The organism is Tsukamurella sp. PLM1 (assembly GCF_023168325.1).
Lineage (GTDB): Bacteria > Actinomycetota > Actinomycetes > Mycobacteriales > Mycobacteriaceae > Tsukamurella.
In genome coordinates this window covers 783,372-799,217 of the sequence record NZ_AP025688.1, presented here as the reverse complement: position 1 = coordinate 799,217, position 15,846 = coordinate 783,372, and the positions used below count along the sequence as shown (strand labels likewise).

Below are 15,846 nucleotides of genomic sequence, written 5' to 3'. Positions count from 1 at the left end.
GCACCGTCCGGCCGTCACGGCGGGGTCTCGCGCAGGACGTACCCGACGCCCCGCACGGTGTGGATCAGGCGCGATTCGCCGTCGGCCTCGGTCTTGCGGCGCAGGTAGCCGACGTACACCTCGAGCGCGTTGCCCGAGGTCGGGAAGTCGTAGCCCCACACCTCCTCGAGGATCCGGCTGCGGGTGAGCACGCGGCGCGGGTTGCCCATGAGCATCTCGAGCAAGCTGAACTCGGTGCGCGTGAGGCTGATCGCCCGCTCGCCGCGGGAGACCTCGCGGGTGGCCGGATCCAGGCTGAGGTCCTCGAACGTGAGGACCTCGTTGTCGGCACCGGTGTCGGGGGCGGCGCGACGCAGCAGGGCGCGCATGCGGGCCAGGAGCTCCTCGAGCGCGAACGGCTTGGGGAGGTAGTCGTCGGCGCCGGCGTCGAGGCCGCTGACCCGGTCACTGACGGCGTCGCGCGCCGTGAGCACGAGGATCGGCAAGTCGTCGCCCGCGCTGCGCAGGCGGCGGCACACCTCCAGCCCGTCGACACGGGGCATGTTCAGGTCGAGTACCAGCGCGTCGGGGCGGTTGCCCGCGATGTGATCGAGGGCGTCCTGCCCGTCGACGGCGGTGTCCACCTGGTACCCGTTGAAGGTCAGTGAGCGGCGCAGGGACTCCCGCACCGCACGATCGTCGTCGACCACCAGAATTCGCATAGTCCTCAGTCTTACCGAAGACGGCTAGGAATTGGCTGAATGGGGGCCTTGTCGCAAGGGATCGGCGGGTCGCGGGTCGCCCGCTCCATGAGGTCGCCCGCCCCGTGAGGCCACCCGGCCGCACACCGACCACCACGACGAACCGCCGGCAGCCGCCGGCAGCTCTCGGCAGCCCTCGACAGCCGGCCGGATCAGCGGCGGAGCGCGCGCTTACAGGTGCTCACGAACCGCCCGACGACATCGGTCGGCGCCACCGGCACCCGCCACTTCTGCCACAGTGCCAGCAACCGGAACCCCGTCGCCAGCACGGCGCCGGCCACCAGCGACCGGGCCTCGGTCGCGCCCCAGGACCAGGCCGCGACGGTGGCGACGGCGCCGGTCAGTGCGGGGATGGCGTAGAGGTCGCGCTGTTGGAGCAGCAACGGCACCTCGTTGACCAGCATGTCGCGGATCACGCCGCCGCCGAGCGCGGTGGTGATGCCGATCAGCGCGGCGGCGAAGGGCGACGCCTCGTGCTGCAGCGCGGTGAGTGCGCCGGTCGCCGAGAACACCCCCATGCCGACGGCGTCGAGCACCAGCACGGACCGGCGCAGCCGGCCGAACTGCGGGTGGAAAACGAACACGAACGCCGCCGCGATCGTGGCGGTGGTGAGGTTGCCCCAGCCCTGGACCGACGACGGCGGGTGGATCCCCAACAGCACGTCCCGCGCGACGCCGCCGCCCACACCGGTGAGCGCAGCCAGGGTCCACACCCCGAACATGTCGAGCCGCTTACGCACGCCGATCAGCGCGCCGGACGCGGCGAACACCGCGATCCCCGCGTGATTGAGCACCGCCAGCAGCACCTAAGCCCCCTGGATACACGTCAAGAGCGGGCCGACCATCGGTCGACCCGCTCTCGAACTGGAGAAGACTTAGCGGCGGTCCAGATCGACCAGGCCCAGCTTCGCGGCGCGCACGAGGCGACGCGGAACCAGGTGGGTGCGACCGCCGACCTGCACGGCCTGCAGCTCGGGGTTGTTCGCCTTCCACTGCGAGCGGCGAGCATGCGTGTTCGCCCGCGACATACGGCGCTTCGGTACAGCCATGATTCTTCCTATCGGTCTTGATGAGAAAAGCTCTCGACGCGAGCCCGGAAGGCTTCCAACGTCACAAGCACTGAAGTCTACCGTCGAACGGCCCGACCGCCAAAACGCGCGTACTTCTCCTGGAACTTCTGTACCCGGCCCGCAGTGTCCACGACGCGCTGCTTCCCCGTCCACAGCGGATGCGAATCGCTGGTCACATCCACCACGACCAGCGGATACGTCACCCCGTCCACCTCGACGGTGCGCTCCGACGTGGCGGTGCTCCGCGTGACGAACACCTTCCCCGTGGACGAGTCCTGGAACGCGATCGGACGGTACTCGGGATGGATCCCCTTCTTCATGACATCTCCTCATCGATATCGATCTCCGCCTCCGGCCGGTCGCCGGGGCCAGGTCCTCACAGGGGTCGGCGTGCATGTCGCCGAACGGGTCGTGCGACGGTGCGCCGCCCGCCGCGAGTTCCGCGGGCGTCATCTCCGCCCAGCGCAGAATCTCGAGCACCCGCGCGGGCTCAGCGCCGGCGAGGAGCGCGACCAGGTCGGTGCGCCGGTCGCCGCACACCTCGTCCCACGCCGCGGACGCCATCGCCCAGCGTTCGGGAGATCCGTCGCCGCCGGCGGCGAGCCACCGTCCGGCGACGCCGATCCGCAGCCCCGACCCCGCGGACTCCAGCCAGAGGGCATCGTCGGGCCGGGTGGCGAGCCAGACCCGCCCGCGCGCCTGCACTACCCCGTCGAGCAGCACGTCGATCGCCTCGTGGAAGCGGCCGGGGTGCATAGGGCGGCGCGCGGTGAACTCGACCAGCGCGACGTCGCCGTCGGCGTCGAGCGGCGGGCAGCCGGCCAGGAGCGGGCCGAACGGATCCGGCAGCGGGCGCGGACCGCGCAGCCGCGCGACGAGGCGGTCCAGCGGCACCCGTTCGCGGGCGATCGGCGCGCCCGGCGCGAGCCTGCGCAGCACCGCCCGCAGCCGCGCGGGGTCGGGACTGTCGCCGGTCACCACCAGTAGGTCGGCTCCGCTCGCCTGCCCGACGGCGAGCTGCGCGACGGTCCGCTCGTCGTCGTCGGCGAGCGCGAACCGCTCACTCAGGTCCTGCTCACCGAGGGCGTCGTCGAGCCAGGTCGCGCCGTCGACGAAGCCGATCACGCCGACGACCTCGACGTCGCGCGCGGCCGGTCCGGGCACCTCGCCGACCATCTCCACCACCACGTGCTCGATCGCGTGCCGCACGGCCTCCGCCTCGAGCGTCGGGTCCAGCCGGAGCACGATGCGTCGCACGCCCGCGCGCCGGTGCAACGTGCGCAGCAGCGGCAGCAGGTCCTCGCGCAGCGTGCACGAGACGCAGCCGTGCGCCAGCTCGAGCAGGGCCACGCGCTCCTCGGCGGTGCCGTCGGGCCGGACGGTGGCCTCGGACCGCACGACGAGGCCCTCCCGCAGGCCCGACAGGTCGTGATGCAGCACGACGGTGCCGGGCTCGGCGAGTTCCAGCGCACGGTCGGTTCCGGCGAAGCCCGTCAGGATGAACACCGGGGTTCTATTGGAAATGGTTCCCATTTCTAGTACGTTACCTTATCGACAACTGTTCGCAAGAAGGAGAACCATGTCCGCACACTGCCAGGTCACGGGCCGCGCGCCCGGCTTCGGCAAGCGGGTCTCGCACAGCCACGTGCGCACGAACCGCCGCTGGGACCCGAACATCCAGCGCCGCCGCTACTACGTCCCGTCGCTCGGCCGCACCGTCGTGCTCCGGGTGTCCGCCAAGGGCATCAAGACCATCGACCGCCGCGGCATCGACGCCGTGGTCGCCGACATCCTGCGCCGGGGAGAAGCTGTAATGGCCCGTAACGAGATCCGACCGATCATCAAGCTCAAGTCGACCGCCGGCACCGGGTACACCTACGTGACCCGCAAGAACCGTCGCAACGACCCCGACCGCATGGTGCTGCGCAAGTACGACCCCGTGGTCCGCAAGCACGTCGATTTCCGGGAGGAGCGCTGATGGCCACGAAGGCGAAGATCGCCGCCAACGAGAAGCGGAAGGTGCTGGTGGCCCGGTGGGCCGAGCGCCGCGCCGAGCTCAAGCGCGTCATCTCGCACCCCGACACCCCGGCCGACGAGCGGGCCGCGGCCGTGAGCGCGTTGGCGAAGCTGCCGCGCGACGGCTCGGCCACCCGAGTACGCAACCGCGACGCCGCCGACGGCCGCCCGCGCGGGCACCTGCGCAAGTTCGGGCTCTCGCGCGTGCGCGTGCGGCAGATGGTGCACAACGGTGAGCTGCCCGGCGTCCGGAAGTCGAGCTGGTGATGGCGCGCAAACCGGTTCGCACCCCCGCCACGCGGCGCGGCCTCGTCCGCGTGCCCGACGGTGCCCTCGACTACAAGAACGTCACCTACCTGCGCACCTTCCTCAACGAGCGCGGCAAGCTGCGCTCGCGTGCGGTGACGCGGCTGTCGCCGCAGGATCAGCGGAAGCTGGCGCTGGCGGTGAAGAACGCGCGCGAGATGGCGCTGCTGCCGTACGCGACGAGGAGGTAGCTCACGGTGTCGGGTTCTCGTGCTTCGCGCGTGCACTGCGCACTCGCGAAGCACGAGAACCGCGATTCGTGAGCGGCCCCGGCCCGGCGGCGGCGATACTTCGGTCGCGTAAGCTTTCCGCCCGTGACTTCCGTGCTGGCCGGCTTCGCCGTGATCGCGATCATCATCGCGGCGGGCTGGCTGGTCGGCAGGCTCGGGGTGCTCGGCGAGCAGCCGGAGAAGCAGCTCTCCCTGCTGGTGTTCTACCTGCTCACGCCCGCACTGTTGCTGCACGTGCTCGCCACCACCGACGTGAGCGTCCTGTTCAGTGCGCGCCTGGCGGTGAGCGCGGGGTCCGCACTGGCCATCGCGGCCGTCTACTACGTGATCGTCCGCGTGCTCTGGCGCCGGACGATGGGCGACGCCACCATCGGCGCGCTCGCGTCGAGCTACGTGAACTCCTCGAACCTCGGCATCCCGATCGCCGTGTTCGTGCTGCACGACACCTCGTACGTGGCGCCGCTGCTGCTGTTCCAGATCCTCATCTTCTCGACGATCGCGCTCACGATGCTCGACCTCGCCGAGGCGCGCGACCAGCCCGGGCCCAGGCCGGGCGCGTGGCGCACCGTCGCCACTCCCCTGCTCAATCCGATCGTCGCCGGCGCGCTCATCGGGCTCGCGATCTCCCTGGCCGGATGGCACCCGCCGGACTGGCTGATGAGCCCGGTGAAGCTGCTCGGCGACGCGTCCGTGCCGATGGCGCTGCTCGTGTTCGGGCTGTCGCTCGGCGGCGTGAAGGTGATGCAGAAAGGGGAGGCGCCGCGCCGCGACATCGCGCTCGCGACCGCGCTCAAGATGATCGCAATGCCCGTCCTGGCGTGGGCGATGTCGCGCTTCCTGTTCGGCCAATCGGGCCACGCACTGTTCGCACAGACGGTGACCGCCGCACTCCCGACGGCACAGAACGTGCTGGTCTACGGCCTGCGGTACAACCGCGGCGTGATCCTGGCCCGCGACAGTGGACTTATCACAACCGTGCTCTCGGTACCGGCGATCATGCTGATCGCGGCACTTCTCACCTGACGAATGTGACGAACGACCCCGTCACATTACGCCTGTGACGCCGATTTCGGCTTGGGTCCTCCACCTTACTCATGGGTTAATAAGTGCACGAGCGGCGTGCTGAACGGTGCGCCGCGACCACACTTCAGGAGAGACTCATGGCTCAGACCGCCGCACAGCGCGCTGTCGACGTGTTCGTCTCTGCCGTTCAGGCCCGCGGGGGCAAGGCAGAGGTCGCCACGAAGGGCAGCATCACGCTGGTCACCGTGACCGCAGCCGGCCGCACCGAGACGCTCCGCGTCAAGGCCACCACCGGCGACACCTGGCAGGCCCGCAAGAGCGAGGCCGCCGTCAAGGCGCCCGTCACCGCATGGGCCCTGGTGGACCTGTCCGACGGTGCCCCCATCGCCATCGCGCCCGCCGCCGAGTACGCCGCGCACGTCGCGAAACTGGCCGCCGCGTACGAGGGCAAGAACCCGGGCAAGACGCTCACCGCGAACACCAACCTCACCGTCACCGCCGACGCCGTGGCCGCCTGGGAGGACGCCTGGTCGGTCCTCGGGCTCGACGGTGCCGCCCCCTCCGCCGAGGCTCCTGCCGCCGCGAAGCCTGCCGCCGCCACGCCCGCGGCTGCGAAGACCGCCGCCGGCGCGAAGGCCGCACCGGCCAAGAAGGCCCCCGCCGCGAAGAAGGCCACGCAGGCGAAGAAGGCTCCAGCCAAGACCGCCGCCGCCAAGACCACCGTGTCGAAGCCTGCTGCGTCGAAGCCGACCGCTGCGAAGTCCGCTGCCACCAAGCCCGCTGCCGCGAAGACCGAGGCGACCAAGTCCGCTGCCGCGAAGACCGAGGCGACCAAGCCGTCGGCCACCAAGGCCGCTGCGAAGAAGCCGGTGAAGGCCTCGGAGGCGAAGATCACCCCGATCGCCGCCCAGAAGGACGCCGCCTCGAAGAGCAAGGCCCCCGCCTCGATCGACGCCAAGGCCACCAAGCCCGCCGCGAGGACCGAGACCAAGGCCGCGCCGAAGGCGAAGCCCGCCGCCAAGGCCGACAAGCCCGCGAAGGCCGAGAAGCCGGCCGCGAAGGCACCGTCGAAGGATGCGCCGAAGGACGAGAAGAAGTCCGCTCCGAAGCAGAGCCAGCCCACGGGCATCGCGCTGCTGCTCAAGCGTCTCCCCGTGGTCGGCCGGCTGCTCTGAACCGTCCGCCCGCTCCGGCGCTTATCCGCTCCCTATAGGGAGCCGACGCCCCCGACAGAATCCGGCGTCCCCCTAGCTGCAGCTGGGGGGACGCCGGCTGTATCCGGGGAGTCCAGCTCCCTATAGGGAGCTGGAACCCGGGGTGAGCCGGAAACCCCGGGGAGAGCGCGGCGACACCAGGTGGATTCCCCTAGGGTGGGATGCATGTCCGACGAGTTGGAACCCTCCGCCGTGACGTCCTGCGGGCCTCGGACCAGGATCGCAGCCGGGTCGTCGCCCTGCTCTCCGATGCGCTCGGCCTCGGCCAGATCACGTTCGGCGAGTACGAGGAGCGGTCGCAGCAGGCCGTCGAGGCGCGTACGTTCGCCGATCTCGACCGGCTCGTGGTCGATCTTCCCGCCGCGCAGGCTGCACCCGCGCCGCCGTCCTCCGCCGCGACCCCTGCGTACCGCGCACCGTCGCACGCCCCCGCCGGGGTGCCGCGCATGGGCGAGACCAAATGGGCGGTGATGTCGGAGACCAAGGTGCACGGCCCCGTCGCCGTAGGCCCCGAGCACACGGCGACCGCGTTCTGGGGCGGCGTGAAACTCGACCTGCGCGAGGCCACCTTCCTCGTCGGCGACGTGACGATCAACGCCTACGCCGTCATGGGCGGCGTGCAGATCATCGTGCCGCGCGGCGCCAACGTGAACGTCGACGGCGTCGGCGTGATGGGCGCGTTCGAGCACAAGAACCCCGAACTCGGCGACCCCAACGGGCCACGAATCACCGTGAAGGGCTTCGCCTTCTGGGGCGGCGTCGAGGTCCGGGTCCGCTAGCCCGCTCGCCCTCCGCAACCCGACGGTGCCCCTCCCGGCCGACGGTGCCGCGCGCTCAGCCGCGTCTGCGGCGGCTGCCCAGGTAGTCGCTGACCACAGCGGCCCCGAGCCCGTCGAGGTCGGGTGAGACGAGGCGCCCGCCCACGCGCCGGACCACCGCGTCGAGGAACCGGGTGAGCCCGGGGTCGTCGCCGAGCTGGAACACGGTGATCTGCGCGCCCTGCGCCGCGACCGCATCCAGTCCGCGCACGGTCATCGCCAGCGTCCGCGGGTGGGGTGGGTAATCGAAGAAGGCGTGCCCGTCGCGCTCGAGGTGGGCGGTCGGCTCGCCATCGGTCACCACGAGTAGCACGGGCTGGGCGTTCGGATGCGACCGGAAGTGCTGCTGCGCCAACATGAGTGCGTGATGCAGGTTGGTCCCCTGCTCGTACACGCCGTCGAGGCCGGTCAGCTCCCCCACGCTCAGGCTGCGGGCGTGCCGCCCGAATCCGATGAGCGCCAGCTGATCCCCGCGGAACCGGGTCGAGACCAATTGGTGCAACGCGAGAGCGGTGCGCTTCATCGGCAGCCACCGCCCCTCCATCACCATGGAGAAGCTGGTGTCCACGAGCAGCGCCACCGCGGCGTGGCTCCGCGCCTCCGTCTCGGTGACCTCGATGTCACGCGCGTCCAGCACCACCGGCCCCTGCTCGCCCGAGGCGGCCCGGCGGAGAACGCCGTTGAGCACCGTACGGGTGGCATCCCACGGCTCGGTGTCACCGAATCGCCACTCCCGGCTGGCGCCGGTGGCCTCGCCGGCCGCGCCCTGCCGGGCCGTGTTCCGCTCGCCGCCGCGGGCGGACAGCCGATCGGCCACGTCCCGCAGGATGGACTGCCCTAGCTGCCGGATCGCCTTGGGCGACAACCTGAGCGCACCGTCGGGATCGCGGGCGAAGTAGCCCTGGTCCTTCAGCGCCTTCTCCAGCTCGGCGAGGGTCCGGGCGTCGGCGACGGCCTCGTCGCCGAGCTGACGCTGCAGCGCGTCCAGGTCTATGTCGTCGAGCGAGGCGCCGTTGTGCTGCTGGCTCAGTTGCTCCGCAAGGGATTCCAGGTCGGCGATGTCCTGCATGGCCTGCGTTGCATCCCCTAACCCCATCCCGGAATCGCCCTCGAACTCCTGGCTGCCGTACCAGTCCTCGCCCGGGCGGGCGTCCACGAGCTTGCCGGTGAGGTCGCTGAGCGCCTGCGAGAGCTGCGGCGAGCCGAAGGCCGCCTGCGACAGCTCCTCCAGCTCGGCGCGCTGCTCGGGGGTGAGGCTGTTGTACAGCCGCTGGGCGGCGGCGCTCCTGCGGGCGAGCGCGTCGATGAGCTCGTCGATGTTCCGCGGGTTCTCCGGGAAGTACTGGCCGTGCTCCGCCATGAACTCGTCGAAATCGTCCTGGGTGGCCTCGCCGGCGTTGTGCTTGTCCAGCAACGCGTTCAGGTCGTCGAGCATCTTCTGGATCGCCGCGCGGTCCTCGTCGGTCGCGCCCTCGAGGGCCTGCTTGATCCCGGCGAACTGCTGATCGAGCAGCTCGCGGCCCAGCAGGTCCCGGATCTGCTCGTACTTCTGCGCCGCCTCGGGCGAGCGCCACTGGTAATCGCCCAGCTCCCGCACGGCCTGCGCGGGCGACGGCGGCAGGTTCTCGATCCGCATCTCGGCGAACCGGGCGTCGTCGTCCAGCGCCCGCGCGAGTTCCTTGCGCTCGGCGAGCACGGCATCGTCGAGCAGCCCACGGATGTCCTCGAAGGTCTTGCCCAAGTTGTTGCGCTGCAACAGCTCCTGCCGGCGCCGGTTCGCGAGCTCGGCCAGCTTGTCGAGCCCGCGGCGGCTGCTCGATCCCCGGCGCAGGTACTCCTGCAGCGCCCGCCGCGGCGACATCCCGGCCATCACGTCCTGGCCGATCTCGTCGAGCGCGTCGCGCAGATCCACCGGCGGCGCCAGCGGATCCGGCCCGCCCGTGTACCTCCGGTACCGCGCGAGGTGCCGGTTGCGGCGGCCCGCGTGGTCGCCGGACCTCCTAGCCATAGACCGTCTGGCCCTCGTCGTCGGACTCCTTACCGATGCGGCGCGTGAGATACAGCCCCTCCAACGCGAACTCGGCCGCGGCGGCCCGCTCGCCCGGCGACTCCGCCTCCAGCCGCCGGTACACCTCGGCCAATACCGGTACCTCGGGCAGCGCGTCCAGCAGCTCGGCCGCCGTCACGTCGTCGCCCGTGGTCACCGGACCGCCCGCCTCGATCGCCTCCACCAGCGGCGTGAGGTCCACGCCCAGCAGATACTCGCCGATGGTGGCCGCGGTCGCGCGCCGCAGCAGGTGCACCAGCGTCGCGAGCTCGCGCCCCTCCTCGCCGGCCTCGAACTCGACCTTGCCGCGCAGCACGTCCGGCACCGTCGCCAGGTCGATGACGCGGGCCACCGGCAGCTCCTCGCCCCCGACGGCGGCGCGGTGCAGCGCGCCGGCCGCCACCGTCTCCTGCGCCGCGATGGCGAACCTCGCCGAGACGCCGGACCGCTGATCGACGGCGGGCGATTCGCGCAGCTCGCGGGTGAACCGGGCCAGCACCTCCGTGAGGTACAGCGGTACCGAGGCCACCACATCGGCCTCCTGCTCGATCACAGCGACCTCGTCCTCGAGGTCCAGCGGGTAGTGCGTGCGGATCTCGGCGCCGAAGCGGTCCTTGAGCGGCGTGATGATACGGCCGCGGTTCGTGTAGTCCTCGGGATTCGCCGACGCCAGCAGCAGCACGTCCAGCGGCAGGCGCAGCGTGTACCCGCGCACCTGGATGTCGCGCTCCTCCATCACGTTGAGCATCGCCACCTGGATGCGCTCGGCCAGGTCCGGCAACTCGTTGACGGCGACGATGCCGCGGTGCGCCCGCGGGATGAGGCCGAAGTGGATGGTCTCCGGATCGCCGAGGCTGCGGCCCTGCGCCACCTTCACCGGGTCGACATCGCCCACCAGATCGCCCACGGAGGTGTCCGGCGTGGCCAGCTTCTCCGAGTACCGTTCGTCCCGGTGACGCCACGCGACGGGCAGCTCGTCGCCGAGCTCGGCCGCGCGGCGGATCGAGGCCGGGGTGATCGGGTGGTACGGGTGCTCGCCGAGCTCGGCACCGTCGACGACGGGGGTCCACTCGTCGAGCAGCCCGACGATGGTGCGGATCAGCCGGGTCTTGCCCTGCCCGCGCTCGCCGAGCAGCACCACGTCGTGGCCGGCCAGGAGCGCCCGCTCGAGCTGCGGGATGACGGTGTCGTCGAAGCCCTGGATTCCGTCCCACGGATCGGTGTCCGCGCGGAGCGCCGTGAGCAGGTTGTTGCGGAGCTCGTCCTTGATCCCGCGGTAGACGTGGCCGGAGGCCTTCAGTTCTCCCAGCGTGCGGGGCAGGTCGGCGGGCGAATCGGTGAGTGCATCGGAGCGTGCGAAAGTCACGCCGTCCACGCTACGCCGATCCCCGCTGCGCGCCCTACGGACTACGCCCGCAGCGAAACCGGAAATACGCCCGGCACCCCCTCGCTTCCCCTGTCCGACGGTGACCGCCGTCGCGCGCCGGCTTCCTCGCGCGCCGCCTACTTCTTCGTGGTCCCCGGGATCACGCCGGCATCGATCACGGCCTTCGTGAGCGGCCGGATCCGGTCCAGCAGCTCGGAGCTGCCGTCGCCGAACGCGGGCGCGCTGATGGCGTCGGTCCCAGCCTCGATGTCGAGGTAAACGCTCATGCCCTCCGCCGTCAGGCGGTGCTCCTCCGGCTCACCCTCGACGAGTCCGCGCTCGGCCAGGCGCGCGACCGCGGCGCCCCAGGCGTCCTCGCTCCACCCGCGCGTGATGCGGAAGAACCTGCGGCCCATGACCCGGCGGCGCACCGTCGGGTCCGGGAGGTCCGCCTCGTGCAGGACTCCCGCCTCGAGGCCCGTGAGGCCGTGGCGGATCAGCTCCGACAGGTGGTTGTCGCCGCGCCACTCGCGCAGGACGCTGAGGTGACGCCAGAGCGCGAGCGCGGGCGGGTCCGGCACCGGCGACGACGCCCAGGCCGCGGCGAGGGTGCGGCCCGCGAGCGGGAGATCATCGACGAGGCGGCCGAAGCCCGCGGCGATGTGCTCGATCTCCGCGGGGTCGATGCCGGCGAGGATGGTGGCGTACTGCTCGGCGAGCATCGCGTAGCGCCGGTCGTCGATCTCCGCGAGGCCCGCGGCCACCGCCTCCGACCAGCCCTTCTCGATGACGGCGGGCGAGAAGTTGTAGAACGCGGCGGCGACCACGGAGGCGTGAGCCTCGCCGATCGGGGCGGCGCGGGCGCCCACGTAGAAGGCGTGCTGGTCGACCCCGGCATCGCGGCACGCGTCCCGGATCCCCGGGTTGAAGTAGGCGACGACGTGGAAGGGTTCGACGGTCTCGTAGGCGCGGCGGGCGAGGGCGACGGCGGTGTCGGTCATGGCGCCCACGCTACTTGTAGAAGCCCTCGCGCAGGTTGATCCCGTGCTCGACCCACGCCTTGAGCGCGGCCAGCATGCCGGTCCAGCCCATGCAGTTGCCGAACGCGCCCCTGGCGCCGGCGTCGGTGGCCGTCCACGCCGACTCGGTGATCGTGACGAGCGTGCGGGTGTCGTCGTCGATCGGGTCGAACTCGAACGTCGTGGTGGTGTGCCCGTCACCCGCGACGGCGTTCTCCGCCTCCCAACGGATCACGATCCGCCGGTGCGGGACGGCCTCGATCACCTGCACCGGGAACGCGCCTGGGAAGTCGGCGAAGTCCCAGGTGACCTCGGTGTTCGGTTCGAGGCGGCCGCGGGCGCCGCCGGTGGTGAAGTACTCGGACAGCTGCGCGGGGTCGGCGACGGCCTCGTAGACCTGGGCCGTGGGTCGCGCCACGTATCCGGTGACGGTGAAGGAGAGCTGGTTGAGTTCGGACATGTGATAAAAATACAACATGTCTGGGATCGAGGGCAAGAGCAGCGCCGGCTCGAGCGCGGGGCCGGCGGGGTCGCGGGACGCGGTAGGACCGGGCACGCCCGCCGACGACGTCGATGACCTCGTGTTCAAGGCGCTCGGGAACGCCACGCGCCGGCGGATGCTGGATGTACTCAAGGAGGCGCCGCGCACCACCGGCGAGCTGTGCGCCCAGTTCCCCGACCTCGACCGGACCACGGTGCTGCAGCATCTGCGCGTGCTCGAGCGCGCTGAGCTGGTGATCGGACGGAAGGTGGGCCGCGAGCGGCACCTCACGCTGGCGCCGGTCCCGATCAAGCGCATCCACGACCGCTGGATCGGCGACTACACCCGCGCCGCAGTGTCCTTGCTCGACGACCTCACCCGCGACTGATCGCCTGCGCGAAAACTGAAGCAGGCCACGACCTACATCAAGGCGCGCAACGTCCGGATCGCCGCGCTGAGGATTCCCACCCTCGAGTGACGTCCGAGCCTCAAGGAGCGGACCCTCGACCGTCTCCACCACAACCGGATGCTCCTCGGATTCCGCCCACCCCGGACACGCTGCCCACAGCGGACAGATTCCGACGGGCGGGCGGGAGTTGTGTTACGTCGCGCGGGAGTTGTTCACCCGCCTCGCTGCGGAGCCCCTGCGGGCGCACCCGCCCTGCCTGCGGAGTCCCCTGCCCTCCGCAGGTGGGCGGCCTAATCGAAGACGTCGGGCGAGGAGGCCACGGTCTGCTCCCACAGCGGGCGGAACTGGAACCAGCCGGCGAGGTCGCTGCCCACCTGCGAATGCGTCAACCGCGCTGTGGCGGGATCGATCTCCTGCGGCTCCCCGGCCGCCATGGCGAGTAACTGCGCCTGGCAGGACCGCTCCATCGTCACGAACCACCAGGCGGCGGACGACACCGACCCGCCCACCGTGATGAGCCCGTGGTTCTTCAGGATCGCGGCCTTGTGATCGCCGATCGCCGCCGCGACCCGCTTGCCCTCGACGGTCTCGTTGACCACGCCGGCGTAGTCGTCGTAGATGCCGTGGTCCTCGTAGAACGCGCAGGCGTCCTGCGTGAGCGGGGCCAGCGGGATGCCCAGCGACGAGAAGGACTTCCCGTGCACCGAGTGGGCGTGCGCGGCGGCCACCGCATCGGGCCGGGCCTCGTGCACCTGCGCGTGGATCACGAATGCCGCCCGGTTCACCGGGCGCCGCCCGTGCACGACGACCCCGTTGTGGTCCACGCTGATCAGGTCGGAGACGCGGATCTGGTTGAAGCTCCGTTCGCCACGCGCGGATCAGTGGAAGAAGTGCCGCGTCCCGGTGAAGTACATCGTGACGCCGGCCTCGGCGGCGGCCTCGACGACCTCCTTGTCGCGGATGGACCCGCCCGGCTGGACGATCGCCTTCACGCCGGCGTCGATCAGGATCTGCGGGCCGTCGGGGAACGGGAAGAACGCATCGGACGCGGCCACGGAGCCAAGCACCCGATCGCCGGCGCGGCGCACCGCGAGCTGCGCCGAGTCCACCCGGTTCACCTGCCCCATGCCCACGCCCACCGAGGCGCCGCGCGACGCCAGCAGGATCGCGTTCGACTTCACGGCCCGGCAGGCCCGCCAAGCGAACTCGAGGTCGGCCAGCGTCGCCTCGTCTGCCGGCTCGCCGGTGGCCAGCGTCCATTCGGCCGCGTCGTCGCCGGCGGCATCGATCGCGTCCGAGTCCTGCACCAGCAGCCCGCCGGTGATCTGCTTGATCTCGGTGCCCAGCACGGGCGGCTCGGCCAGCAGCACGCGGATGTTCTTCTTGCGCTGCAGGACGGCGAGCGCACCGTCGGCGTACCCGGGCGCGATGATGACCTCGGTGAAGATCTCCGACACCTGCTCGGCCATCTCCAGGCTGACCTCGCGGTTCGCGGCGATCACGCCGCCGTACGCGGACACCGGGTCGCACGCGTGGGCCTTGCGGTGCGCCTGCGCGACGTCCTTGCCGATCGCGATGCCGCACGGGTTGGCGTGTTTGATGATCGCGACGGCCGGCTCGTTGAAGTCGTACGCTGCGCGCCAGGCGGCGTCGCCGTCGGTGTAGTTGTTGTAGCTCATTTCCTTGCCGTGCAGCTGCTGCGCCTGCGCCAGCCCGGACTTCGCGCCACCCACGTACAGGGCCGCGCCCTGGTGCGGGTTCTCGCCGTAGCGGAGCACCGTCTCGCGGGTCCAGGTGCCGCCCATCCACGACGGGAACTTCTGATCCGCCTCGGGAGCGACGACCGATGTCATGTACGAGGCGACGGCCACGTCGTAGTCGGCGGTGTGCCGGAAGGCCTTCGCGGCGAACGCCTTGCGCTGCTCCAGGGAGAAGCCGATCCGCGCCGAATCGATCACGGAACCGTAGTCCGCGGGCGAGACCACCACGGCCACCGACGGGTGGTTCTTCGCCGCGGCCCGCACCATCGACGGTCCGCCGATGTCGATCTGCTCGATGCACTCGTCCTCCGATGCCCCGGAGGCGACGGTGTCGGTGAACGGGTAGAGGTTCACCACCACCAGCTCGAACTTCTTCACGTCCAGCTCGCGCAGCTGCTCGAGGTGCTCCGGCAGGCGAGTGTCGGCGAGGATGCCGGCGTGGATCTTCGGGTGCAGGGTCTTGACCCGGCCGTCGAGGCACTCGGGGAAACCCGTCACGTCCTCGACACGCGTCACGGCGACGCCGGCGTCGGCGATGGTGCGCGCCGTCGACCCCGTCGAGACGATCTCCACGCCGTTCTGCGCCAGGCCCGTGGCCAGCTCCACCAGGCCCGACTTGTCGTACACGCTGATCAGCGCGCGCTTGATCGGGATGTTGTTGCTCATGAAATGGTGGCCTTTCGTCCATCCGTGCGGTAGCCCCCGAGGGCGACCGCGGCGACGACCTCTGTCAGAAGCCGGCGCTCAACGACCTTGATCCGTTCGTGCAGAGTCTCCTCGGTGTCCCCGGGCTCCACCGCGACCGCCTCCTGCGCGAGGATCGGCCCGGTGTCGAGGCCCGCATCGACCAGGTGAACCGTGGAGCCGGTGAGCTTGACTCCGTGTTCGAGGGCCGCCGGCACGGCGTGCGCGCCGGGGAACGCGGGCAGCAGTGCGGGGTGCGCGTTGATCACGCGGCCGCCGAACGCGCCGAGGAACTCTGTCCCGAGGATCTTCATGAAGCCGGCCGCCACCACCAGGTCGGGGTTCAGCTCGGCCACCGCCGCCGTCAGCCCGGCGTCCCACGCGGCCCGGTCGGCGTACGCCTGCACCGGAACCTCCGCGCTGGGCACGCCGGCTCCCGCGGCCACCTCCACGGCGCGGCACGAACGGTCCGTCACGACGCCGACGACCGACCCCGGGTAGTCGGGGGCGGAGGCCGCGGCGAGCAGGGCCTCGAGCAGCGAACCGGTGCCGGAGGCCAGCACGACGATCCGCGCGGGCGCGCACGGCTGCACGACCGTGTGACTGGGCGTGGTCAGGATGCTCTCCATCGCAGAGGGACGATTCCCGTTCAGACTAATCGTC

General features: G+C 71.0%; 17 protein-coding genes and 3 pseudogenes. 8 read left to right on the top strand and 12 right to left on the bottom strand.

Annotated features, from left to right (window positions below):
- Positions 1-14: 14 nt before the first annotated feature.
- The 5 genes and pseudogenes from MTP03_RS04230 to mrf form a co-directional block, all read right to left on the bottom strand.
- Entirely contained in the window at positions 15-701 is a 687-nt protein-coding gene (locus tag MTP03_RS04230; protein ID WP_248490872.1) for a response regulator transcription factor, read from the bottom strand.
- 191 nt (positions 702-892) lie between these two features.
- Positions 893-1,546, bottom strand: coding sequence for a trimeric intracellular cation channel family protein (locus tag MTP03_RS04225; RefSeq protein WP_248490871.1), 654 nt, complete (start codon positions 1,544-1,546; stop codon positions 893-895).
- Between the two features lie 69 nt (positions 1,547-1,615).
- Positions 1,616-1,768, bottom strand: coding sequence for a 50S ribosomal protein L32 (locus tag MTP03_RS04220; protein ID WP_248492033.1), 153 nt, complete (start codon positions 1,766-1,768; stop codon positions 1,616-1,618).
- 98 nt (positions 1,769-1,866) lie between these two features.
- Positions 1,867-2,130, bottom strand: a complete 264-nt coding sequence (locus MTP03_RS04215) for a type B 50S ribosomal protein L31 (RefSeq protein ID WP_248492032.1) — start codon at positions 2,128-2,130, stop codon at positions 1,867-1,869.
- Between the two features lie 43 nt (positions 2,131-2,173).
- Positions 2,174-3,343 (bottom strand): annotated as a pseudogene (mrf, locus tag MTP03_RS04210) (ribosome hibernation factor-recruiting GTPase MRF); the annotation flags it as partial.
- 46 nt (positions 3,344-3,389) lie between these two features.
- Between mrf and rpmB the strand changes: the two are divergent.
- The 7 genes and pseudogenes from rpmB to MTP03_RS04175 all read left to right on the top strand — a co-directional run.
- Positions 3,390-3,623 (top strand): annotated as a pseudogene (gene rpmB / locus MTP03_RS04205) (50S ribosomal protein L28); the annotation flags it as partial.
- The gene (gene rpmG, locus MTP03_RS04200; protein WP_019200705.1) at positions 3,624-3,788 is read left to right on the top strand and encodes a 50S ribosomal protein L33; all 165 of its coding nucleotides are present in this window, start codon (positions 3,624-3,626) and stop codon (positions 3,786-3,788) included. It abuts the pseudogene before it with no gap.
- A complete protein-coding gene (rpsN, locus tag MTP03_RS04195; RefSeq protein ID WP_248490870.1) occupies positions 3,788-4,093 on the top strand; it encodes a 30S ribosomal protein S14 in 306 nt (101 codons plus the stop codon). Before rpmG ends, rpsN begins: the two co-directional genes overlap by 1 nt.
- A complete protein-coding gene (gene rpsR / locus MTP03_RS04190; protein ID WP_248490869.1) occupies positions 4,093-4,323 on the top strand; it encodes a 30S ribosomal protein S18 in 231 nt (76 codons plus the stop codon). Before rpsN ends, rpsR begins: the two co-directional genes overlap by 1 nt.
- A 123-nt stretch (positions 4,324-4,446) precedes the next feature.
- A complete protein-coding gene (locus MTP03_RS04185; protein ID WP_248490868.1) occupies positions 4,447-5,385 on the top strand; it encodes an AEC family transporter in 939 nt (312 codons plus the stop codon).
- Positions 5,386-5,522: 137 nt separating this feature from the next.
- Positions 5,523-6,560: a hypothetical protein gene (locus MTP03_RS04180; protein WP_248490867.1), complete on the top strand. Its 1,038-nt coding sequence runs from the start codon at positions 5,523-5,525 to the stop codon at positions 6,558-6,560.
- A 200-nt stretch (positions 6,561-6,760) separates the two neighbouring features.
- Entirely contained in the window at positions 6,761-7,378 is a 618-nt protein-coding gene (locus MTP03_RS04175) for a DUF1707 domain-containing protein (protein ID WP_248490866.1), read from the top strand.
- A gap of 55 nt (positions 7,379-7,433) precedes the next feature.
- Here MTP03_RS04175 and MTP03_RS04170 read toward each other — a convergent pair whose 3' ends face one another.
- The 4 genes from MTP03_RS04170 to MTP03_RS04155 all read right to left on the bottom strand — a co-directional run bounded on the left by MTP03_RS04170 (position 7,434) and on the right by MTP03_RS04155 (position 12,309).
- Positions 7,434-9,425, bottom strand: coding sequence for a VWA domain-containing protein (locus tag MTP03_RS04170; RefSeq protein ID WP_248490865.1), 1,992 nt, complete (start codon positions 9,423-9,425; stop codon positions 7,434-7,436).
- The gene (locus MTP03_RS04165) at positions 9,418-10,839 is read right to left on the bottom strand and encodes a sigma 54-interacting transcriptional regulator (RefSeq protein WP_371820882.1); all 1,422 of its coding nucleotides are present in this window, start codon (positions 10,837-10,839) and stop codon (positions 9,418-9,420) included. Before MTP03_RS04165 ends, MTP03_RS04170 begins: the two co-directional genes overlap by 8 nt.
- A 128-nt stretch (positions 10,840-10,967) precedes the next feature.
- Complete coding sequence (locus tag MTP03_RS04160; protein ID WP_248490863.1) at positions 10,968-11,831, bottom strand: hypothetical protein; 864 nt, start codon at positions 11,829-11,831, stop codon at positions 10,968-10,970.
- A 10-nt stretch (positions 11,832-11,841) separates the two neighbouring features.
- Positions 11,842-12,309: an SRPBCC domain-containing protein gene (locus tag MTP03_RS04155; protein ID WP_248490862.1), complete on the bottom strand. Its 468-nt coding sequence runs from the start codon at positions 12,307-12,309 to the stop codon at positions 11,842-11,844.
- A 16-nt stretch (positions 12,310-12,325) separates the two neighbouring features.
- Between MTP03_RS04155 and MTP03_RS04150 the strand changes: the two genes are divergently transcribed.
- On the top strand, positions 12,326-12,718 hold the full coding sequence (locus MTP03_RS04150; protein WP_248490861.1) for a helix-turn-helix transcriptional regulator: 393 nt from the start codon (positions 12,326-12,328) through the stop codon (positions 12,716-12,718).
- 311 nt (positions 12,719-13,029) lie between these two features.
- Here the strand turns inward: MTP03_RS04150 and MTP03_RS04145 are convergent.
- The 3 genes and pseudogenes from MTP03_RS04145 to purN all read right to left on the bottom strand — a co-directional run.
- Positions 13,030-13,599 (bottom strand): annotated as a pseudogene (locus MTP03_RS04145) (class II aldolase/adducin family protein); the annotation flags it as partial.
- A gap of 18 nt (positions 13,600-13,617) precedes the next feature.
- Positions 13,618-15,165: a bifunctional phosphoribosylaminoimidazolecarboxamide formyltransferase/IMP cyclohydrolase gene (purH, locus tag MTP03_RS04140; protein WP_248490860.1), complete on the bottom strand. Its 1,548-nt coding sequence runs from the start codon at positions 15,163-15,165 to the stop codon at positions 13,618-13,620.
- Positions 15,162-15,812 carry a phosphoribosylglycinamide formyltransferase gene (gene purN / locus MTP03_RS04135; RefSeq protein ID WP_248490859.1) on the bottom strand — a complete coding sequence of 217 codons (651 nt, stop codon included), beginning with the start codon at positions 15,810-15,812 and terminating at the stop codon, positions 15,162-15,164. Before purN ends, purH begins: the two co-directional genes overlap by 4 nt.
- Positions 15,813-15,846 lie beyond the last annotated feature (34 nt).